Here is a 22,413-nt window from a genome sequence, read left to right on the forward strand (position 1 = left end):
CGGCCCACCGTCGCGGGACCTTACGCGGCATGGATGCCGCGTAAGAGCCTACATGCGGCGTGTCCCGCGACGGTGGGCCGGCAAGGACCCTGCAGCCAAGCCGCAGATCAACCGCCCTTACTCCGGGTCGTAATCCAGATTCGATGCCAACCAGCGTTCGGCCAGCGCAAGTGTGATGCCCTTGCGTTTGGCGTAATCGGCAACCTGTTCCTTGCCCACTCGCCCGACCACGAAATACTGGCTCTTGGGGTGGCTGAAGTAATAACCCGACACCGCTGCGGTAGGCAGCATCGCGAAACTTTCGGTCAGCGTCATCGTGGTGTTGCGCTCGGCGTCGAGCAGATCGAACAAGGTGCGTTTTTCGCTATGTTCCGGGCATGCAGGGTAGCCGGGCGCAGGACGGATGCCGCGATAGCGCTCGGCGATCAGTGCCTCGTTGTCCAACCCCTCGTCTTCGATGTACCCCCAGAACTCGGTACGCACACGCTGATGCAAACGCTCGGCGAGTGCTTCGGCCAGACGGTCGGCCAAGGCCTTGAGCAGGATCGCGTTGTAGTCGTCGTGCGCCGCTTCGAAACGCGCCACATGCGGGTCGATACCAATGCCGGCAGTGACTGCAAACGCACCAATCCAGTCCTGTTTGCCGCTGGTCTTGGGCGCGATGAAATCGGCCAGACAGAAGTCGGGGCGGTCCACGGGTTTGTCGACCTGCTGGCGCAAAAAGTGCAAGAGCTGCCGGGATTGGGAATTGGGGATGTGGGATTGGCTGGGCTGCTGCGAATCTCCAATCCCGATTGCCGGATCCCGGTGGTCCGTCAGGACCACTTCCACATCATCGCCCACACTGTTGGCCGGCCACAGCCCGAACACGGCCTTTGCGGTCAGCCACTTCTCGGCGACGATCGTGCGCAGCATCCTGCGTGCATCGCGATACAACTCGTTGGCCTCCGGACCGACCACTTCATCGCTGAGAATTGCCGGGAACTTGCCGGCCAGTTCCCAGGCCTGGAAGAACGGGGTCCAGTCGATCAGCTCGATCAATTCCTGCAGTGGATAGTCGTCGAACACATGCACGCCCGGCTGACGCGGGGTAGGCGGCACATAGGTGTCCCAATCGCCATCGAAACGCTGCGCGCGTGCCTTTTCCAGCGACACCAGGCGTTTCGCATCGCCACGATTTCTGTGGCGGGTGCGGATCTCCGCGTAGTCGGCATCGTTGGCGGCCACGAAGGCCTGGCGCAGATCGCGCGAGATCAGCGACTGCGCAACGCCCACTGCGCGCGAGGCGTCCTTTACCCACACGGTGGGCGCCTTGTAATGCGGGTCGATCTTCAGTGCAGTGTGCGCGCGCGAGGTGGTGGCGCCACCGATCAACAACGGAATCTCGAACCCCTGTCGCTGCATCTCGCGCGCAACATGCGACATTTCTTCCAGCGACGGCGTGATCAAGCCGGATAGCCCAATCAGATCGGCATTCTCCGCACGCGCCCGGTCCAGGATCACCTGCGCCGAGACCATCACGCCCAGATCCACCACGTCGAAGTTGTTGCACGCCAACACCACCCCGACGATGTTCTTGCCGATGTCGTGCACATCGCCCTTGACCGTGGCCATGATGATCTTGCCGTTGGACTTGCCGACATCGCCGGTGCGCAGTTTTTCCGCCTCGATGTACGGCAATAGATATGCCACCGCTTTCTTCATCACACGTGCGGATTTGACCACCTGCGGCAGGAACATCTTGCCGGCGCCGAACAGGTCGCCGACCACGTTCATGCCGTCCATCAGCGGGCCTTCGATCACATCCAGCGGGCGCGTGGATTGCTGGCGCGCTTCTTCGGTGTCGGTTTCCACGAACGCATCGATGCCATGCACCAGCGCATGCGCCAGGCGTGCGCGCACCGGCTTCTCGCGCCAGGCCAGGTCTTCGACCTTGGCGGCGCCCTTGCTGCCTTTGTAGCGCTCTGCAATTTCCAGCAAGCGTTCGGTGCCGTCCTTGCGGCGGTTGAGGATCACATCCTCCACACGCTCGCGCAGTTCAGGGTCCAGTTCGTCGTATATCGGCATGCCGCCGGCATTGACGATGCCCATGTCCATGCCGGCCTTGATCGCATGGAACAGGAACACCGAATGGATCGCCTGGCGCACCATTTCGTTGCCGCGGAACGAGAACGACACATTGGAAACGCCGCCGGAAATATGGCAATGCGGCAGCGTGCGCTTGATCTCCCGGGTGGCTTCGATGAAGTCCACCGCGTAGTTGTCGTGCTCCTCGATACCGGTGGCCACGGCAAAGATATTCGGGTCGAAGATGATGTCTTCCGGGGGAAATCCCACCTGCTCGGTCAGCACCTTGTAGGCGCGCGTGCAGATCTCGACCTTGCGTGCGCAGGTGTCGGCCTGGCCTACTTCATCGAAAGCCATCACCACTGCGGCTGCGCCATAACGCAGCACCTTGCGCGCCTGTTCGATGAATTGCGCTTCGCCTTCCTTGAGCGAGATCGAGTTGACCACGCTCTTGCCCTGCAGGCACTTCAAGCCGGCTTCGATCACGCTCCACTTGGACGAATCCACCATCACCGGAATGCGTGCGATATCCGGCTCGGACATGATCAGGTTGAGAAAGCGCGTCATCGCTTTTTCGGAATCGATCAGGCCCTCGTCCATGTTGACGTCGAGGATCTGCGCGCCGCTGGCGACCTGCTGGCGTGCCACCTCCACCGCTTCTTCGTAGCGTTCTTCCTTGATCAGTTTGCGGAACTGCGCGCTGCCGGTGACGTTGGTGCGCTCGCCGACGTTGATGAACAGCAGATCCGGGGTGATGACCAGCGGTTCCAAGCCGGACAGGCGGGTATAGCGGAGTTGGTCGTTCATGCGCGCATCCACAATGGTGTTGCGCACGCAAAAGCGCGTGACACGTTGGCTGAAAAAGTGTCGCTAGTGAGCCTGTCGCTCATGCGGCTTGCTCGTAAGCGCTAGGGAGTCGGCGCGGCGGCAGATCGGCCACGGCCTCGGCAATCGCGCGGATGTGATCCGGCGAGGTGCCGCAGCAACCGCCGACCAGATTGAGCAGACCGGCTTGCGCAAATTCGCGCAAGGTTGCGGCCATTTCTTCCGGGCTTTCGTCGTACTCGCCGAAGGCATTCGGCAGGCCGGCATTGGGATGCGCGCTGACGTAGGCATCGGCGATCTGCGACAGCGTTTCCACATGTGGGCGCAGATCCTTGGCGCCAAGCGCACAGTTCAAGCCCACCGACAGCGGCCGCCCGTGCGCGACCGAGGCATAGAACGCTTCTGCCGTTTGGCCGGACAACGTGCGACCTGAGGCGTCGGTGATGGTGCCGGAGATCATCACCGGCAAGCGCCCGCCGCGTGCTTCGAACACTTCTTCGATCGCATACAGCGCGGCCTTGGCGTTGAGCGTGTCGAAGATGGTTTCCACCATCAGCGTGTCGGCGCCGCCGTCGATCAAACCGTCGATGGCTTCGCGATAGGTCTCGCGCAATGCATCGAAACTGGTGTTGCGATACCCGGGGTCGTTGACGTCCGGGCTGATCGATGCGGTGCGGCTGGTGGGGCCGAGCACGCCGATCACGAAGCGCGGCTTGTGCGGAGTGAGCGCTTCGACCTCGTCGCAGCACGTGCGCGCGACCTGCGCGCCAGCCTTGTTCAATTCGTACACCAGGTGTTCGAGGTGATAGTCGGCCTGACTCACCGAGGTTGCATTGAAGGTGTTGGTTTCCAGCAGATCGGCCCCGGCATCCAGATAGGCGCGATGGATACCGGAGATGATCTCGGGGCTGGACAGCAGCAACAGGTCGTTGTTGCCTTTCAGGTCGTGGCTTTGCGGCGCGTGATCGCAGCCCGGCCCGTGCACATGCACCTGTGCGCTGTCGTAGCCGTCGGCAAAGCGGGTGCCACGATAGTCGGGTTCCTGCAGATCATGGCGCTGGATCATGGTGCCCATCGCGCCATCGATGATGAGGATGCGCTCGCGCAACGCAGCACGGAGTTTTTCGGCGCGCTCGGGATGCAGCCAGGGCAGCGAGAACGGGATTGGGGGAGTAGGGAGCTGTGCAGACGTCATGATCCAGTTCTCCCTGAGTCAATGCTCTTGCTTTCATCCAATCCCGAATCCCGAGTAACCACTCCCGGCTTCATCGCAATCAACGAAATCACTTCGAAATGCGGCGGGCGCTTCTCGCGCGTCACCGTCTCCAGACTGGAGACGTCCAGCCCGGCTTTCTCGGCGAACTTGCGCAATTCCTTGGACGCAAAACCGAGATTGACGTGGCCATAGGCATGTACCGCGGCGCGATGTTCGTGCTTGGCCAGGCTGCACAACAGTAAGCGGCCACCGGGGCGCAGCACGCGCGCGGATTCGGCCACCGCCTGCGCCGGCTTGGCCGCGTAGGTGAGCGCATGCATCAGCACCACCAGGTCGAAGCTGGCATCGGGGAACGGCAGCGCATGCATGTCGCCTTCGCGCACTTCCACATTACGCAGCTTCCGCAGGCGTTCGCTGGCGGCGGCGACTACGCGCGCGCTGGTGTCGATGCAGATGTAGCGGGTGGCGTGCGGGGCCACCAGCTCGGCCAGCACGCCGTCGCCGGAGGCGATGTCGAGCACGTCGCCGGTTTCCAGCAAGGGCAGGGCGGTGCGCGCCAGCGCTTCCCAGGTGCGTCCCGGGGAGTAATGCCGCTCCATATCGCCGGCCACCGAATCGGCCCAGTTTTGGTCGGCGGCGCGGTTGGCCAGCACGGCGGCCACGCGCTCGGCGTCCTGGCGCAACAGCGGGTCGTCGCTGCCGGTGCTCAGCGCCAGCCACAAGGCGCGCTGCGCCGGGTCCAGCGACACCTCGTCGAAGCGGTAATAGGCCGAGACGCCAGCGCGGCGGTCGCGTACCAGCCCGGCTTCCTTGAGCTTGGCGAGGTGGGTGGACACGCGCGGCTGGGCCAGACGGGTGATGGCCGACAGCTCGGCCACGGTGAGTTCTTCCTGCTCAAGCAAGGTCAGCAGGCGTACCCGGGTGGCGTCGGCAAACACCTTCAGGCGCGCCGACCAGTCTTCCAGATCCATGAATATCTCTATATCGCGATATGGAGATATTTTCGGCCCGGCAGGGTGTGGGGTCAACTACATACGCATGCGAATGGTTGGGGCTACAATGGGTGCTCAGCCTAGGCCTGGAGGGATGCGACGTGGATTTCAGCTTTACCGAAGAACAATTGATGATCCAGGATGTGGCGCGCCGCATCGCCCAGGAAAAGATCGCCCCCAGCGCCGAACAGTTCGACCGCAGTGGCGAGTTCCCGCTGGACAACATTCGCCTGCTCGGCGAAAACGGCCTGATGGGCATCGAAGTGCCGGCCGAGTACGGTGGCGCCGGCATGGACCCGATCAGCTACGCGCTGGCGATGATCGAAATTGCTGCCGCCGACGGCGCGCACTCCACCATCGTGTCGGTCAACAATTCGCTGTTCTGCACCGGTATTTTGAAGAACGGCAGCGAGGCGCAGAAGCAGCTGTACGTGCGTGCGATTGCCGAAGGTGCGCAGATCGGCGCATTCGCGCTGACCGAGCCGCAGTCCGGTTCGGATGCCTCGGCAATGCGCTGCCGCGCGGTCAAACAGGCCGATGGCAGCTTCGTGATCAACGGCAAGAAGAGCTGGATCACCTCCGGCCCGGTCGCCAAGTACATCGTGCTGTTTGCGGTGACCGAGCCGGACAAGGGCTCGCGCGGCATCACCGCCTTCATGGTTGACGCCGACCGCGCCGGCTTCCACCGCGGCAAGACCGAACCCAAGCTCGGCATCCGTGCTTCGGCCACCTGCGAGATCGAGTTTGCCGATTACATCGCGCAGCCCGACGAGGTGCTGGGCGTGGAGGGCGAGGGCTTCAAGACCGCGATGAGCGTGCTCGACGCCGGGCGCATCGGCATCGCCTCGCAGGCGGTCGGCATCGCGCGTGCGGCGTACGAGGCCACGCTGGCTTACGTGAAAGAGCGCAAGGCGTTCGGCGCGGCCATCGGTACCTTCCAGATGACCCAGGCCAAGATCGCCGACATGAAGTGCAAGCTGGATGCAGCGCTGCTGCTCACGCTGCGCGCGGCCTGGTTGAAGGGGCAGGGGCGCAAGTTCGGCACCGAAGCGGCCGTGGCCAAGCTCACCGCCTCGGAAGCGGCAATGTGGATCACCCATCAAGCGGTGCAGATCCATGGCGGCATGGGCTATTCCAAGGAAATGCCGCTGGAGCGTTACTTCCGCGATGCCAAGATCACCGAGATCTACGAAGGCACCTCGGAAATCCAAAGGCTAGTGATTGCGCGCGCCGAGACCGGCCTGCGTTGAAGCCGGCCGCATCCAGCGCTGCCGCTGGATGCGGCAACGCCATCGGCCCAAGGTGCCCGGCGGTCGATCCGGCAACGTGTTGGTGTAGGCGATTGCTTCGCACCGCGGGGTAGGAGCGCGCTTGCGCGCGATGAAGCACTATCGATAACGCTTCATCGCGCGCAAGCGCGCTCCTACGCAAGCGTGAGCGGCCTGGCATCACAGCTGCACCGTGTCACTGGCCTGGCGCCGGCACACGGCAAGTACTTCACAGCGCTACAGAGCGGATGGCTGCGTTCGCGCTTGTCGGGTGCGGCGCGCGCGGAACACAATCGCTGCTCCTCCAGCCTCTGGTGCGCGCATGCTCCGCTCTTTGCACGCTGTGTTTCCTCGCCTTTCACTGTCTGCCATTGCGCCCGTGCTGGTGTGCTGGGGGCTGTTGCTGGTCTGCGGCGTGGCAAGTGCACAAACGCCACCGCCCTCGATCGTACCCACCGACCGCTTGCAGGAAGCCTGGTGGGCGCAACGACACGCGCAGGTGCTGGAGCAGGTCAAGCAGCACGCCGACACGCCGCTGCTGTTGATCGGCGATTCGATCACCCAGAACTACGAAAAATCGAAGGCGCCGGACGAAAAATTCCAGCCGACCTGGCAGACCTTCTACGGCAGCCGCGGCGCGCTCAATCTGGGCTTCAGCGGCGACGGCACCGAGAACGTGTTGTGGCGGCTGGCCAATGGCGAGGTCGACGGTCTGCAACCCAAGGTTGCCCTGGTGCTGATCGGCACCAACAACACCGGCCATCTCGGCCAGACCGCCGAGCAGACCCAGCTGGGCATCGATGCGGTGGTCGCGGCGATCGAACAAAAACTGCCGCGCACGCACATCCTGTTGGTGAGCGTGCTGCCCAGCGATATTTCCAGCGAAAAATCGCGCCGTGATGCGCAGGTCAATCAAGGGCTGGCAGTGCGTTACGGCGACAACCCACGGGTGACCTATCTGGATGTGGGGTCGATCTTTCTGCGCGACGGCAAGCTGCGCACCGAGTTGTTTTACGACACGCGCTTCCGGCCGCCAGCCGGCGCCTTGCATCCGGACACCCATGGCCAGCGCATGCTCGCCGAAGCGATCGAGCCGACCCTGGCCCGATTGCTGGGCGAGTCGCCGGTCAAGCCGGTCGCCGAACTCGGCCGCGAGTTTGCGACCTCGCTGATTCCGGTCGACTGGCTGGAACAGGACTCGTACGACTGGTACGCCCGCCACCATGCGGCGCTCGCCGCAGCGCGCACATTGAAGCCGGACGTGGTGATGATCGGCGACTCGATCACGCATTTCTGGGCTGGCCCACCGCAGGCCACGCGCGTGAGTGGCGCGCAATCGTGGCAGTGGTTGTACGGCACGCGGCCGGTGCTGAATCTGGGCTTCGGCTGGGACCGCACGCAGAACGTATTGTGGCGGATCCGCCAGGGCGAGCTCGACGGTCTGGATCCGCAATGGGTGGTGCTGCATCTCGGCACCAATAACCTCACCGGCACCGCGCAATCGCGCGCGAGCACGCCGGCCGAGGCCGCGCTGGGCGTGGAGGCGGTGGTGAACGAAGTGCGTGGCCGCTTGCCCAACAGCAAGCTGATCCTGATGGCGATCATGCCGCGCGGCCGCCAGGCGGGTGACGCGCAACGCGCACTGATCGCCGAGACCAACCGCTTGCTGGCAGCGCGCTATGCCAAGGATCCGTCAGTGCGTCTGGTCGATATCGGCAAGCAACTGCTGCAGCCCGACGGGACCTTGCCCGAGGCGCTGATGCCCGACGGCACGCACCCCAGTGAGGCCGGTTATGCGATCTGGGCGAAGGCCTTGCGCGAGGCGGGCATTACGGCCTTGCCGTAACGAGATGAGGGCAGCGGCTTTTATCGCTTGCTTTGAATCGCTTGCTGCTCCGGTATCAGTCACGGCCGCCATCCAGTCAGCGGTCCGGCAACTCAAGAACAGCACTCAAGCATTCTCAGACCCCAGAAACCAGAAGACCCCCGATCACTCGGAGGTCTTTTTAAACTGGTGCCCAGAAGAGGACTCGAACCTCCACGAAGTTGCCCCCGCTAGCACCTGAAGCTAGTGCGTCTACCAATTCCGCCACCTGGGCAAGGTGAGCCGCGAATTTTGCAGGCTCCTGGCGGGCTTGTCAACGGGTGAACTCGGCGAGTTGCGCCTGGGCGGGCCGGCTTTCAGCCCACATCGCGGCTGCACGGGGTAATATGATGGCAATGACCAAGAAAAACACCCCAGATTCCGATCGGCCGAGTCGCCGCAATTCCGCCAACACTGGCGAGCCCACCACCGCCGAAAAACAGAAGTTGCCGGGGTGGATGCCTGACTTCCTGGTTCGCGCCGCCGCTGGCGCCTCGACCAAGTCCGCAAACAAGCGCGCTGCCGATAAAGCCGCGCAAGCCTCGCCGGAGCTGCAAGTAGCGCCGCCGCTGCCTGAGCCGCCGGCTCCGCGCGCACCGCATCCGCGCAAGAGCGGCCCGCCTGCGCCGCCGCCGGAACGCCTTCAGTCCGTCCAGCCTGCAGCTGTCACTGCTTCTCCCGCTGCCGCCGCTGAGTTCAAGGATCCGCACGCCGATCGCGAAGCACTGCGCTACGCCGAGCCGATCGCCAGCCGCGAGGCCATCCTGCAGTTGCTCGAAGCCTGCGACGGCCCGCAGACCGCCGAAGAAATCGCCGAACAACTGCATCTGAGCGACCGCATCGATGCGTTGGGCAAGCGCCTGTCCGCGATGGTGCGCGAAGCGCAGCTGGTGCAGAACCGCCGTGGCGGCTATGCGCCGGTGCAGCAGACCAGCCTGATCGCCGGCGTGGTGATCGCCAATCCGGAAGGCTTCGGCTTCCTCAAGCCGGACGAAGGCGGCGACGACCTGTTCCTGCCGCCGTACGAAATGCGCAAGGTCATGCACGGCGATCGTGCGCTGGCCAACGTCACCGGTATCGACCGCCGCGGCCGTCGCGAAGGTGCGATTGCACGCGTGCTCGAACGCCGCATGTCGCGCATGCTCGGACGCTTCTTCTACGAGCATGGCGTGGCCTACGTCGACCCCGACGACAAGCGCGTGCAACGCAATGTGCAGATCGCACCGGACGGCATCGGTGAAGCGCGCGAAGGGCAGTTGGTGGTGTGCGAGCTGATCGCGCCACCGGACGCGCGTCGTCCGGCGATCGGCAAGATCATCGCGGTGCTCGGCGACAAGCTGACCCCGTCGCTGGTGGTGGAAATGGCCATCCACGGCCACGAGCTGCCGCACGAGTTCTCGCAGGAAGTGCTGGACGAGGCCGCCGCGGTGCCGCTGGTGGTCGAGCCGCAGATGATCGGTGGGCGTGTGGACCTGCGGCAGATGCCGCTGGTCACCATCGATGGCGAAGACGCCAAGGATTTCGACGACGCGGTGTATTGCGAACCCAACGCCGACGGCTTCCGTCTGGTGGTGGCAATCGCTGACGTCTCCAACTATGTGCGTCCGGGCACGCCGCTGGACGACGAAGCGCAGAAGCGCGCCACCTCGGTGTATTTCCCGGGGTTCGTGGTGCCGATGCTGCCGGAGACGCTGTCCAACGGCATCTGCTCGCTGATGCCCAAGGTCGACCGCATGTGCTTCGTCTGCGACATGCAGGTGGGCCGCGATGGCGAAGTCACCGGCTCGCGCTTCTACGAAGCGGTGATGAACTCGCACGCGCGTCTGACCTACAACCAGGTGTGGAAGGCGGTTGGCGAAGACGATGCCGACACCAAGGCCTTTATCGGCCCGTTGCTGCCACAGGTGCAGCGTCTGCATCAGCTCTACAACGTGCTGTCGAAGGCGCGCACGCATCGCGGCGCGATCGAGTTCGAGACCTCCGAAGTGCGCTTCGTGCTCGACAACACCGGTGAAGTCACTCAGGCCGGCATGCTGGTGCGTAACGATGCGCACAAGCTGATCGAAGAATGCATGATCGCCGCCAACGTCGAGGCCGCGCGCTATCTGCTGAGCATGCATGTGCCGGCGCCGTACCGCGTGCATGAGCGGCCGCCGGAGAGCAAGTTCGAAGACCTGCTGGAGTTCCTCAAGGAATTCCAGCTGAGCCTGCCGGCCTGGAGCAAGGTGCGCCCCGGCGATTACACCAAGCTGCTGAAGAAGGTGCGCGCGCGCCCCGACGCCGCACTGCTGGAATCGGTGCTGCTGCGCAGCCAGAGCCTGGCGGTGTACTCGCCCGACAACAACGGTCACTTCGGTCTGGCGTTGGAGGCGTATGCGCACTTCACCTCGCCGATCCGGCGTTACCCGGATCTGCTGGTGCACCGCGCGATCAAGCATGCCTTGACCGGCGCCAGCCCGGAAAAATATATCTATACCCCACGCCAGATGTCGGCATTGTCGCTGCAGTGCTCCGAGCGCGGACGGCGTGCCGACGAAGCCGAGCGCGAGGTCGACGAGCGCTATCGCGCCGCGTGGATGGAAAAGCATGTCGGCGGCCAGTTCGATGGCGTGATCAGCGGTGTGACCGGCTTCGGCCTGTTTGTGGAATTGAACGAATCCAAGGTCAACGGTCTGGTGCATGTCACCCAGTTGCCGCAGGACTATTACCAGTTCGACCCGATCCGCAAGACGCTCAGTGGCGAACGCCGCGGTCGCGCCTTCCGCCTGGGCGACCCGGTGCGTGTGCTGGTGCTCAAGGCGAGCATGGAAGAGCGCAAGATCGACTTCCGTCTGGCCGAAGATGGCGCAGCGCCCGAAGCGCCGTTGCCGCAGCGCGAGAAGCCGGCCAAGCGCAAGAAAAAGCAGTACTAAGCGCGACGACACCATTGCGAGTCGCTGCCTGGCGGCGGCTCGCGATGCGTGCGGATCGCAAGATATGACGCTACAGATCCTTGCGAGTCACAAGCTCGCAACGATCTCCGGTCATCCGTGTTCAACAGCGCTGAGGCAACGATGGACGCAGCACTCGAGTACAGCGGTGGCTGCCAATGCGGCGCGGTGCGTTTCCGCGTGCGCGGCAGGTTGTCGGACGCTTCGATCTGCCATTGCCGCATGTGTCAGAAAGCCTTCGGTGCCTACTACGCGCCGTTGGTCTCCGTGCGCGGCACAGAGTTCAGCTGGACACGTGGCGAGCCGAAACGCTTCGCTTCTTCCTCGCTGGTGTCGCGTGGATTCTGTGCCGAATGCGGCACGCCGCTGACCTATGAGGCGCCGGATGGCATCGCCATCGCCGCCGGTGCGTTCGATACGCCCGAAAGGTTGCCACCGCTGATCCAGTACGGTGTGGAGCGCAAGCTACCCTTCGTCGATGCGTTGGGTGATCTGCCGGCGCGCACCACCGAGGACGATGTCGCTGCATTGGCGTTTCTGGCCGACCTCGTGTCAAGGCAGCATCCGGATCACGATACCGAGCAATGGCCGGCGTGAGTTCGCGCCCGCAGGCATGAGCGCACATCGCACCGGTTTGCGACGGCCAGCGAGCGTAGGTGTCGGCAGCATCACCACGGTGCGAGCGTGATCTTGGCTCATCACGATCCGCTACACCGCGAGCTCCTCGTAAGCACCGCCATCCGCGCCCCGGCCGTGACGTGGCAGGCCGCAGGCCCTACCATTCCCCTTTATCTCTTCGTATGCCCGCGCAATGAGCAAGCAGAATCAGTGGATCGTCGGCGTCAACGCCGTTGCCTCGTCGGTCGAGAACGACGCCGACAACGTGCGCGAGGTGTTGATCGAGGCCGGTAGCAAGAACCCGCGCCTGACCGAGATCGAAGAGCAGGCGCGCCGCAAGGGCATCGAGGTGCGTCGCGTCAACACGCAGGCGCTCGACGGTGTCGGTGGGCAGCTCCGCCACCAGGGCGTGGTCGCGCGGTACGCTGCGGCACGGCTGTGGGCAGAAAACGAGCTCGAAGCCTTGGTGACGGCCGCCGAAGGACGTGCGCTGTTGCTGATCCTGGATGGCGTGCAGGACCCGCACAATCTCGGCGCCTGCCTGCGCAGCGCTGCCGCCGCCAGTGTCACTGCGGTGGTGATTCCCAAGGACAAGTCGGCCACCGTCAATGCCACCGTGCGCAAGACCTCGGCCGGTGCGGCCGACCGGATTCCGGTGGTCGCGGTGACCAATCTGGCGCGGTGCCTGCGCGATCTGCAGAAGCAGGGCGTGTGGCTGTACGGCCTGGCCGGCGAAGCCGAGGCGTCGTTGTACAGCGTGGACCTGCGCGGCAATGTCGGGCTGGTGCTCGGTGGCGAGGCCGATGGCTTGCGCCGGCTCACGCGCGAGCATTGCGATGGCCTGGTCAAGATTCCGATGCCGGGCGATATCGAAAGCCTCAACGTGTCGGTGGCGGCAGGCGTGACCTTGTTCGAAGCCGTGCGCCAACGCCTGGGCGCGTAATCGCATGCGCGCGCAAGGAAATATGCGCGCGGATTGATGGCCAGACCGAAGCCGCATCGTTCAGCGCGCGCCGCACGTACCCGTAACAATCGCGCAGTTGCGCGCATGATTGCGCAGATGTCGATCGCGATGCGCTGCCGATCGCAGACATAACGCTTGTGCATCAGCACTTTCGACAACACGCGTATCGATTAGCGACGCGCGCATGCGTTTTTGCCTACCATATCGTCAGCAAACGGCGTGTTGTGTCCGATGAATCATGGGGTGGGCGCCTGTCGTACAGGCCAGAGCACGTGCGCCGTCAAGGCGCCGGCACGAGGAGATAGACACTGGCAGCGCTGGCTCAATGCCGGTGCCTGCCTGCTGTTGACGTTATGCGCGTTCGCCGCGGCTGCCGCACCCGCTGCAACGGCGCAATTGCGCGACTACGCGATCGACAGCTGGAGTTCGCGCAACGGATTGCCGCACAACTCGCTGCGCGATATCGCCCAGACCCACGACGGCTACCTGTGGTTCGCCACCTGGGAAGGCCTGGTGCGCTACAACGGGCTGGAATTCAGCGTCATCGATCGCAGCACGCGCCCCGGCTTGCCCGATAACGGCGTCGGTGCGTTGTATGTCGATCGCGACGGCGCACTGTGGCTGAGCGATGCACGCGGCAATCTGGTGCGACACAGCGCCGATGGGCAATGGCGGCGCTGGGAGCGACGGGGGCAATGGCCGCAAGCGCTGATCCATGCCATGACCATGGATGCGCAAGGTCGCATGTGGTTGTTGTTCGAAGGGCACGGGCTTGGTTGCCTGTGGCCGGATGGGCGCTTCGAGTATTTCCCCCCGCGTGATGGCGTGCCGCTGCAGAGCAGCTTCCCGCGCATGCTGTTTGACGACCAGGGGCGGTTGCTGATCGGCACGCTCGACGGGCTGATCTACCGCGAACTGGATGGACACATGCATCGCGCGCCTGCGGCGTTCGGCCTGCCGCCCGGCCTGGCATGGCCGTATCGCGCACCGGACGGCACCATCTGGGTCTTCGCGGGCGAGCAGTTGTATCGCCTGCGGGGCGAACGCGCCGAGCTGATGCATCGCATACCGGGGCAGGGACACTTCACTGCGATGCTGCAGGATCGCCATGGCGACCTGTGGCTGGGCAGCGAAAACCAGGGGTTGCTGCGGATTGGCAGTCATGGGGTGGAGCATTTGCCAGCCGGCCGTAGCCTGCCGACCGGGCGCATCGTCAGCCTGCGCGAGGATGCCGAAGGCAGCATCTGGGTCGGCGCCAATGGCGGCCTGTTCCGGCTGCGCGAAACCTTGTTCAGCAGCTACACCCAGCGCGATGGCCTGAGTGGCGACTATGCCCGCGCGCTGCTGGAAGACCGCGACGGCAGTCTGTGGATTGCGAGCACCGCAGGCCTGGATCGCATGCTGCCGGACGGGAGCATCGTGCCGGTGCCGGTTGCCACTCCCTCCGGACGCAAGCTCTCGGTGCTGAGCCTGGCGCTGGATCGGCAGGGCGACCTGTGGGTGGGCACCTATGCCGATGGCGTATTCGTGTTGCGCGACGGGCGTGTGCTGCGGCACTACGGCGAGGCCGAGGGCATTCCCAGCGGGCATATCCGCGCCATCGTGATCGACGACCACGCCGCCGACCACGCAGTGGTGTGGCTGGCCACGCAGCGCGGCGTGGTCAAGTTGGTGGACGGCAAGCGAGTGGCGTTGACGATCGACGGCCTGCCCGATGGTGTGGTGACCGCGCTGGCGCGCATCGATGGCGCACTGTGGATCGGGTCGGTCGATGGCGCCGCAGTGCTGCGCGACGGCAAGCTGCAGCAGTTGGGATTGGAGCGACTTGGCGGGGCCCGCAGCGTGTTCGGTTTTCAGAGCATCGGCAACGCTGTCTGGATCTCGACCGACCGCGGCCTGTATCGCGTGCGCCAGGGCGCGCTCGCACGCGTGGGCCTGGAGCAGGGCATGCCGGTGGATACGGTGTTCCAGCTGGTCAACGACCGCCTCGGCAACGCGTGGATCAGCAGCAATCGCGGCGTCCTGCGCACCGAACTCAGCACGCTCAACGCGGTCGCCGATGGACGCGGCCAGCTCGTCGTCGAACGTTATGGCGAGATCGATGGCATGGGCAATGCGCAGGCCAATGGCAGTTCCGGGCCGAGCATGATTGCGCGCGCCGACGGCTCGGTGTGGGTGGTCACCGCAGGCGGCATCAGTACGGTCGATCCATCGCGGTTGCAACGCTTTCGCGAGCGCCGCGCGCCGCCTGCATTGATCGAGAACGTGCAGCAGGATGGCGGCCCGTTGGCCTGGCGGCAGCAGGCAAAGCTGCCCGGCGGGCATCGCTTGAACGTGTCCTACGTCGGCATGAGTTTTCTGTTGCCGGAGCGGATCGAGTACCGCACCCGCCTGGAAGGCCTGGACAGCGACTGGACCGAACGTGGCCGGCAGCGCAGCGTGGAATTCATCGGCTTGCCGCCCGGCCGCTATCGCCTGCATGTGGCGGCGCGGCACCCTGGCGGTGCGTGGAGTCCGCACGAGGCGATGTGGGCGTTCGAGGTCTTGCCGCTGTGGTGGCAACGCCACGATGTGCGTTTTGCGGCAGTGCTGGCTGCGCTGCTTGCGCTCGCCTTGTTGTACCGGTTGCTGCTGCATCGCTACAAGACCCACAACGCGCGCCTGGCCGAACTGGTGCGCAAACGCACCGAAGATCTGCAATTGCAGGCGCAGCGCCTGCTGCAGGCCAACCAGGAAAAGAGCGAGCTGCTGACGCGGCTACGCATCAAGTCCGACGTGTTCGAGCGCCAGGCGCACGAAGACGCACTGACCGGGCTCCCCAATCGTCGCCACTTCGACGAAGCGCTGGCGCGCGACATCAGTCGCGCACGCCGCAGTGGGCGCTCGCTGGTACTGGCGATTCTGGATATCGATCACTTCAAGCGCATCAACGACCATTACTCGCATGCCAGTGGCGATGCGGTGCTGCACGAAGTGGGGGTGCTGCTGATTGCAGCTGCACGTGCCTCGGATCTGCCGGCCCGGCTGGGCGGCGAAGAATTCGCCCTGCTGCTCGCCGACACTTCGCTAGAAGAGGCGCAGGCGCTATGCCTGCGTATCCGCGCCCTGTTCCATGCGCGTCAAGACTGGGGCGGCGTGGACGGCCTGCAAGTGACCTTTAGTGCCGGCGTGGCCGAGCTGCGCGATGACGACACCGGCTCATCACTGATGCAACGCGCCGACCATGCCTTGTACGAAGCCAAGAGTGCAGGGCGCGATCGGATCTGCGTGGGCTAGGGCCGGGATTCGGGATTGGAGATTAGGGATTCGCAAAAGCGAGCTAACTAGCGCTTCCCTTCTCCTACGGGAGAAGGTGCCCCGCAGGGGCGGATGAGGGTACGGCCGCACGCAGTGGCGCCGCCAAATGCAGATTTTTCAAGCAGAGGGCCACATGCTTTTGCGAATCCCCAATCCCCAATCCCAGCTCAAACAGGCCCCGGCCAGGTATTGGCAATCTTGCAAAACAACCGCGCAGTCTGCTCGGTGTCGTACACCGCGCTATGCGCATCGGCCGCATTCCAGTCCAGCCCTGCGGCTTGTGCCGCGCGCGCCAGCACGGTTTGCCCGTACGCCACACCGGCCAAGGTCACGGTGTCGAACACGCTGAATGGATGGAACGGATTGCGTTTGTGGCCTACGCGCGCGACTGCGGCGTTAAGGAAGTTTAGATCGAAATGCGCGTTGTGGCCGACCAGGATCGCGCGCTGGCAGCCGTACTTCTTCACCGCCGCACGCACCGGTGCGAACACATGATCCAGCGCGTCTTTCTCCTGCTTGGCGAAGCGGAACGGGTGGTCGAGCACGATGCCGGTGATTTCCAGCGACTTCGGGTCGATCTCCAGGCCCGGCGCCGGCACCAGATGTGCGCTGGCGGTTTCGCCCGGAAAGAAGCGACCTTCGGCATCCATTTCGATCGGCACGCAGGCGATTTCCAGCAGCGCGTGCTTGTTCCAGTCGAACCCACCGGTTTCCACATCCACCACCACGGGCAGATAGCCGCGAAAGCGCCGCGACATGGGCAAAAAAGAGGAAGCAGGCTGCAGGTCGACCGGTTCGTTCATCGGCATAGCCTAGCAGGTCGCACGCCGTGCTCGATCGTGGCCAGGTGCCGGCCGCACATGCCCTGCGCGCGCAGCGCTCCGGCAAACAAAAGCCCGACCCGCGTTGCCGCGGATCGGGCCAGTTTGACGACGCATCTGACGGTTCGGCTTAGCGACCGGCGACCACGCTTGCGATCAGGCCGGTGGCCACTGCAATCAGCACGTAGTTATTGTCCACCTGGCGCCATTCGTGCCCGCGCGGCGGCTTGTTCAGATGATGCTTGTGGTAATCGGCGACGCGATTGCCGCGATGGTCCGGCGCCAGGCGCTCGCCACGCCGGTAAGGCGGGCCGCGGCGGTCGTTGCGGTGATCGTCGTTATGGGTGCTGCGGCGATCGTCGCGCTTGTCGTCGTGCCTGTCATTACGATGGTCGTCGCGGCGGTCGTTGTCGCGATCATCGTGACGCTGCGCAGTGCGGTCGCGATCATGATCGCGGTCATCGTGTTGCTGAGGCGCAGCGAACGCTGCAGCGGAGGTCAGCAGCGACAAAGCCATGAGAGATCCAATGATGCGTTTCATCTGCGTACTCCTGCGTCACAGGAACGGCCTGTGTGATTTCACCCTAGGCCTGATTAGCTGAATACGTAATGAAATAAAGCGTTTCGGCTGGTTTCAGCGTGTCGGTGGCTGTTGCCGACACGCGTCTTGAATCAAATGACGCGGGTAGTGTCGTCGCGCTTCACTCGCGGCGGCAGCGGCTGTTCGCCATGCACCAGGAACCACACGTTCTCGGCGATGTTGGTCGCGTGGTCGCCGATGCGCTCCAGATTCTTGGCCATGAACAGCAGATGCGTGCAGGGAGTGATGTTGCGCGGGTCCTCCATCATGTAGGTCAGCAATTCGCGAAACAGCGCGGTGTACTGCGCGTCCAGGCGTGCATCTTCATCGCGTACGCGAATCGCCGCATCGGCATCCTTGTTGCGATAGGCCTGCACGGCTTCGCGCACGGCATGCGCGGCCATCTGGCCCAGCGCACGCAGGCCCACGGTCTGTGGCAGCGGCGGCGCGGAGTTGAGCGCGATCGAGCGCTTGGCGACGTTGGCCGCGTAATCGCCGATGCGTTCGATGTCGGCAGGAATACGCAGGCCGGCCAGGATCTCGCGCAGGTCGCGCGCCATCGGACCGCGCAACGCCAGGCGCATTACGTCGTGGCTGATCGCATGCTCCAGCGCATCAATCGCTTCGTCGTTGACCACGATGCGATGTGCGGCGTTGTCGTCGCGACGCTCCACCACATCCAGCGCGGCTTCCAGCTGCGCCACCGCCGTGTCGCCCATGCGCACGATCTCGGCGACAAGACGGTGCTGCTCCTCGTCGTAGCTTTTGACGATATGGTCGTTGAGGTGCTGGTTCATCGTGATCTCGATTCGTGGCAGTGGTGGATGTCCGCCGTCACCTTGGCGACATCGCACGTGATGTTGATGTCGTGCCGGGCGGTGCGGCGGAGCTGCGTCAATGCGGCGTTGCGATGTTTCGCCCTACATCAACCGAAACGACCGGTGATGTAATCCTCGGTTTGCTGCTTGGACGGCTGGGAAAAGATCGTTTCGGTGCGGTCGTGTTCGATCAGGTCGCCCAGGTACATGAAAGCGGTGTAGTCCGATACGCGCGCGGCCTGCTGCATGTTGTGGGTCACGATCACGATGGTGTATTCGCGCTTGAGTTCTTCCACCAGCTGCTCGATGCGGCTGGTGGAAATCGGATCCAGCGCCGAGGTCGGTTCGTCCAGCAGCAGCACATCCGGTCGCAGCGCCACCGCACGTGCGATGCACAGCCGCTGCTGCTGGCCGCCGGACAGACCCAGCGCGCTTTGCCCAAGCTTGTCCTTGACCTCGTCCCACAGCGCACCTTGACGCAGCGCCTGCTCGACACGGTTCTGCATGTCGGCCTTGGACAGTTTTTCGTGGTGGCGAATGCCGTAGGCGACGTTTTCGAAGATCGTCATCGGAAACGGCACCGGCTTCTGAAACACCATGCCGACCTTGCTGCGCAGCCGGTTCATCGGGTACTTGGGCGAGAGGATGTTTTCACCGTCCAGCAGCACTTCGCCGCGCGCTTCCATCTTCGGATACAGCGCATAGATGCGATTGAAGATGCGCAGCAAGGTGGACTTACCGCAACCCGAAGGCCCGATCAGCGCGGTGACGCGCTTTTCCGGAATCTCGATGTTGATGCTCTTGAGCGCGTGGTACTTGTCGTAATAGAAATCCAGATTGCGTGCGGCCACCTTCACCGGCGCCTGCGCCGTCGGCGCCCCCTTGGCGGCCGGGACAGCGATGCGATGCATCGGCTTGGCGTTTTGGAGATCGTTCATGTCGGGTGTCCGGAAGGAAAGGTCAGTCATTGGAAATCTTGTTGCGCAATAGCAGCGCGCGTGCGCCCAGGCTTACCAACAACACGAACGCGGTCAGTACCAGTGCGCCGGACCAGGCCAGGGTTTGCCAGGTCTCGTAGGGGCTGCCGGCGAACTGATTCATGATCACCGGCACGCTGGCCATCGGCTGAAAGATATTGCTGTTCCAGTATTGATTGCCGAAGGCGGTGAACAGCAGTGGCGCGGTCTCGCCGCTGATGCGTGCCAGCGCCAGCAGGATGCCGGTGAGAATGCCGGCCGAGGCGGCGCGATACAGCACCTGCACGGTGACCTTCCACTGCGGGATGCCGAGCGACAACGCCGCTTCGCGCATCTGCGCCGGCACCAGACGCAACATTTCGTCGGTGGTCCGCACCACCACCGGCAGCACGATGAAGGCCAGCGACAACGCACCGGCAAACGCCGAGAAGCGCCCGCCGGTCTGCATCACGTACAGCGTGTAGACGAACAGGCCGAGCACGATCGACGGCGCCGACAACAGAATGTCGTTGACGAAACGCACCACCAAACCGGTCTTGCGCGCATTGCCGTATTCGGCCAGCCAGGTACCGGCGGCAATGCCGAGCGGGGTGCCGATCGCCAGCGCCAGGCCGCACATCACCGCACTGCCGAAGAAGGCGTTGAGCAAACCACCTTCCTGCATCGGCGGCGGTGTCATCTTGGTAAACAAATTGAGGTCGATGCCCGGCACGCCCTTGGACAACAAGGTCCACAGGATCCAGGCCAGGAAGAACAGACCGAACAACGCAGTGACGCACGACAGCAGCAGCGCGACCACATTGATCACGCGGCGGCGGTTGTAGAGGGATTGCGAGACCGAGGACATCAGTTGCCCTCCCGACGCGACAGCTGCATCAGCATGAAGCGCGCAATCGCCAGCACGATGAAGGTCACGATGAACAAGACGAAGCCGAGCAGCAACAACGCCGAGCGGTAGGTTTCGGTGGCCTCGCCGAAGTCATTGGCGATCAAGGCAGCGATGGTGGTGCCAGGCTCCAGCAGCGACGGCGACAGCCGCACCGTGTTGCCGACCACGAATGCCACCGCCATGGTTTCGCCCAGCGCACGGCCCAGGCCCAGGAACACACCGCCGATCACGGCGGAGCGGGTATAGGGCAGCACAATGTCCCAGCTGACTTCCCACTTGGTCGATCCCAGCGCATAGGCCGATTCCTTCAAACGCGTGGGCACGGTGAGAAACACTTCGCGCATCACCGAGGAGATGAACGGAATCACCATGATCGCCAGCACGAAGCCTGCGGTCAGCAACCCGATCCCCAGCGGCGGGCCCTGAAACAACGGGCCGATCAACGGCAGCGTGCCCAGGTGATCGTTGAGCCAGGGCGTCACGTGCTCGGTCATCACCGGCACCAGCACGAACAGGCCCCACATGCCGTAGATGATCGACGGAATCCCGGCCAGCAATTCGATCGCGGTACCGACCGGGCCGCGCAACCAGCGCGGCGCCACTTCGGTGAGGAAGAACGCGATGCCGAAACTCACCGGCACCGCAATCACCATCGCGATCAACGCGGTGACCAAGGTGCCGTAGATCGGCGCCAGTGCACCGTATTTGTTTTCCACCGGATTCCAGTCGGCGGAATAGAAAAAGCTCAGGCCCTGCATCTGCAAGGCATGGCGTCCGCCCCACAGCATCGACAGCGCGGCGCTGCCGAGCGCCAGCAGGACGAAAACGACCGTGGCGGCCAGCGCAAGCTTGAACAGGCGATCGGCACGCGCATCGCGCAGATCGCGGCCGCGTGGTGCGGTCATCGCTTCGGGAATGGCGGTGGCATTCATTCGATTGGACTCGTCACCCGCGCAATCGCGGGAGCGTGAGACAACAGGAACGGCGAGGCGCCCGCAGGCACCTCACCGCAGCGCAACCCGCCACAACAGCGGGTGCAGGGCATCACTTGAACTCGCTGGCCCAGTAGGTCTGGATCTGCTTCACCAGTTCCGGCGGCAGCGGCACGTAATGCAGTTCGCTGGCCTGGGTCTGGCCGTTTTCCAGCGCCCACTTGAAGAACTCCAGCGTCGCCTTGCTGCGCACCGCATCCTTGGGCTGCTTGTGCATCAGCATGAAGTTGGTGGCGGTGATCGGCCAGGCCTTCTCGCCCGGTGCATTGGTGATCACCAGATTGAAGTCCTTGGCGTTGGCCCAGTCGGCGCTGGCGGCCGCGGCGGCGAAGCTTTCCGCATTCGGCTCCACCCACTGGCCGGCTGCATTCTGCAGCGAGGCGTAGGGCATCTTGTTCTGCAGGGCATAGGCCAGTTCGACGTAACCGATCGAACCCTTGATCTGCTGCACGTACGAGGCAACACCTTCATTGCCCTTGCCGCCCACGCCGCCCGGCCATTGCACGGAGGTGCCTTCGCCGACCTTGCTCTTCCACTCCGGGCTGACCTTGGACAGGTAGTTGGAGAAGTTGAAGGTGGTGCCCGAGCCATCCGAGCGATGCACCAGGTTGATCTTGGTCGCCGGCAGGGTCACGCCCGGGTTGGCCGCGACAATCGCCGCGTCGTTCCACATCGTGACCTTGCCCAGGAAGATGTCGCCCAGCAGCGCGCCGGTCAGACGCAGCTTGCCCGGTGCGATGCCTTCCAGATTGATCACCGGCACCACGCCGCCGATCGCCGACGGGAACTGGCCCAGACCTGCCTGGGCAAGCTCGGCGCTGTCCAGCGGCTTGTCGGTCGAACCGAAGTCCACCGTGCCGGCCTTGATCTGCGCAATACCGCCGCCGGAGCCGATCGATTGGTAATTGACCTTGTTGCCGGTGGCGGCGTTGTAATCGGCCGACCACTTGGACACCAGCGGGTAGATGAAGGAGGCACCGGCGCCGGAGATTTCAGCGATCTTGCTGTCCCCGGCGGTGGCGCCTGCGCTGGGAGCGCCCTTGGCGGTGTCGCCGGACTGCGCATCCTTGCCGCCGGGCGAACACGCGGCCAGGGCGAGGGCGATGGTGAGAGACAGGGCGGTCAGGCTGGCCGACTGCAGTTTCATGGAAGCTCCGAGGCTGGATTGGCCGGGTGTCCGGCAGACGACGCTATGAAATGATGTTTTTGTTACACACGCATGACAGTGCCTTCTGGCGAAGGCATCACAAAAAAGACGCGACCCCGAAAGGGCCGCGTCCCGGTGCCGACGCCGG

At 64.1% G+C, this 22,413-nt stretch carries 16 protein-coding genes and 1 tRNA gene; 6 read left to right on the forward strand and 11 right to left on the reverse strand.

All coding sequences use genetic code 11. The features are described 5' to 3' along the window. Window positions 1-117 precede the first annotated feature (117 nt). The 3 genes from metH to FFY45_RS14810 all read right to left on the reverse strand — a co-directional run bounded on the left by metH (window position 118) and on the right by FFY45_RS14810 (window position 5,079). Window positions 118-2,874, reverse strand: a complete 2,757-nt coding sequence (gene metH / locus FFY45_RS14800) for a methionine synthase (protein WP_176341005.1) — start codon at window positions 2,872-2,874, stop codon at window positions 118-120. A gap of 79 nt (window positions 2,875-2,953) precedes the next feature. After that, on the reverse strand, window positions 2,954-4,087 hold the full coding sequence (locus FFY45_RS14805; RefSeq protein ID WP_176341006.1) for a homocysteine S-methyltransferase family protein: 1,134 nt from the start codon (window positions 4,085-4,087) through the stop codon (window positions 2,954-2,956). Then, window positions 4,084-5,079, reverse strand: coding sequence for an ArsR/SmtB family transcription factor (locus FFY45_RS14810; protein WP_006450494.1), 996 nt, complete (start codon window positions 5,077-5,079; stop codon window positions 4,084-4,086). The genes FFY45_RS14805 and FFY45_RS14810 overlap by 4 nt, the downstream gene beginning before the upstream one ends. A gap of 122 nt (window positions 5,080-5,201) precedes the next feature. Here FFY45_RS14810 and FFY45_RS14815 point away from each other — a divergent pair, with 122 nt between their 5' ends. Beyond that, complete coding sequence (locus FFY45_RS14815) at window positions 5,202-6,350, forward strand: acyl-CoA dehydrogenase family protein (protein ID WP_104591986.1); 1,149 nt, start codon at window positions 5,202-5,204, stop codon at window positions 6,348-6,350. Window positions 6,351-6,690: 340 nt separating this feature from the next. Beyond that, on the forward strand, window positions 6,691-8,214 hold the full coding sequence (locus FFY45_RS14820; protein WP_176341007.1) for a platelet-activating factor acetylhydrolase IB subunit: 1,524 nt from the start codon (window positions 6,691-6,693) through the stop codon (window positions 8,212-8,214). A gap of 166 nt (window positions 8,215-8,380) precedes the next feature. On the opposite strand, the gene FFY45_RS14825 is transcribed toward FFY45_RS14820, so the two are convergent. Further along, window positions 8,381-8,467 (reverse strand) — tRNA-Leu (locus FFY45_RS14825). Between the two features lie 121 nt (window positions 8,468-8,588). Between FFY45_RS14825 and rnr the strand changes: the two genes are divergently transcribed. The 4 genes from rnr to FFY45_RS14845 all read left to right on the forward strand — a co-directional run bounded on the left by rnr (window position 8,589) and on the right by FFY45_RS14845 (window position 16,020). Further along, window positions 8,589-11,144 (forward strand): ribonuclease R, encoded by a 2,556-nt coding sequence (gene rnr, locus FFY45_RS14830; protein ID WP_176341008.1) that lies wholly within the window; start codon window positions 8,589-8,591, stop codon window positions 11,142-11,144. Between the two features lie 141 nt (window positions 11,145-11,285). After that, window positions 11,286-11,759: a GFA family protein gene (locus FFY45_RS14835; RefSeq protein WP_176341009.1), complete on the forward strand. Its 474-nt coding sequence runs from the start codon at window positions 11,286-11,288 to the stop codon at window positions 11,757-11,759. 214 nt (window positions 11,760-11,973) lie between these two features. After that, window positions 11,974-12,723, forward strand: coding sequence for a 23S rRNA (guanosine(2251)-2'-O)-methyltransferase RlmB (gene rlmB / locus FFY45_RS14840; protein ID WP_176341010.1), 750 nt, complete (start codon window positions 11,974-11,976; stop codon window positions 12,721-12,723). A 252-nt stretch (window positions 12,724-12,975) separates the two neighbouring features. Continuing rightward, window positions 12,976-16,020 carry a ligand-binding sensor domain-containing diguanylate cyclase gene (locus FFY45_RS14845; protein ID WP_176341011.1) on the forward strand — a complete coding sequence of 1,015 codons (3,045 nt, stop codon included), beginning with the start codon at window positions 12,976-12,978 and terminating at the stop codon, window positions 16,018-16,020. Window positions 16,021-16,208: 188 nt separating this feature from the next. On the opposite strand, the gene rnt is transcribed toward FFY45_RS14845, so the two are convergent. The 7 genes from rnt to pstS form a co-directional block, all read right to left on the reverse strand. Then, the gene (gene rnt / locus FFY45_RS14850; RefSeq protein WP_176341012.1) at window positions 16,209-16,850 is read right to left on the reverse strand and encodes a ribonuclease T; all 642 of its coding nucleotides are present in this window, start codon (window positions 16,848-16,850) and stop codon (window positions 16,209-16,211) included. 142 nt (window positions 16,851-16,992) lie between these two features. Then, entirely contained in the window at window positions 16,993-17,403 is a 411-nt protein-coding gene (locus FFY45_RS14855; protein ID WP_176341013.1) for an RcnB family protein, read from the reverse strand. A 131-nt stretch (window positions 17,404-17,534) separates the two neighbouring features. Beyond that, on the reverse strand, window positions 17,535-18,239 hold the full coding sequence (gene phoU / locus FFY45_RS14860) for a phosphate signaling complex protein PhoU (protein WP_023903588.1): 705 nt from the start codon (window positions 18,237-18,239) through the stop codon (window positions 17,535-17,537). Window positions 18,240-18,367: 128 nt separating this feature from the next. After that, on the reverse strand, window positions 18,368-19,198 hold the full coding sequence (pstB, locus tag FFY45_RS14865; RefSeq protein ID WP_023903589.1) for a phosphate ABC transporter ATP-binding protein PstB: 831 nt from the start codon (window positions 19,196-19,198) through the stop codon (window positions 18,368-18,370). Between the two features lie 22 nt (window positions 19,199-19,220). Then, complete coding sequence (pstA, locus tag FFY45_RS14870) at window positions 19,221-20,084, reverse strand: phosphate ABC transporter permease PstA (RefSeq protein WP_006450307.1); 864 nt, start codon at window positions 20,082-20,084, stop codon at window positions 19,221-19,223. Further along, window positions 20,084-21,058, reverse strand: a complete 975-nt coding sequence (gene pstC, locus FFY45_RS14875; RefSeq protein ID WP_006450306.1) for a phosphate ABC transporter permease subunit PstC — start codon at window positions 21,056-21,058, stop codon at window positions 20,084-20,086. The genes pstA and pstC overlap by 1 nt, the downstream gene beginning before the upstream one ends. A 112-nt stretch (window positions 21,059-21,170) precedes the next feature. Next, the gene (gene pstS, locus FFY45_RS14880) at window positions 21,171-22,265 is read right to left on the reverse strand and encodes a phosphate ABC transporter substrate-binding protein PstS (RefSeq protein WP_074057745.1); all 1,095 of its coding nucleotides are present in this window, start codon (window positions 22,263-22,265) and stop codon (window positions 21,171-21,173) included. Window positions 22,266-22,413 lie beyond the last annotated feature (148 nt).

The organism is Xanthomonas hortorum (assembly GCF_011305375.1).
Taxonomy (GTDB): domain Bacteria; phylum Pseudomonadota; class Gammaproteobacteria; order Xanthomonadales; family Xanthomonadaceae; genus Xanthomonas; species Xanthomonas hortorum_E.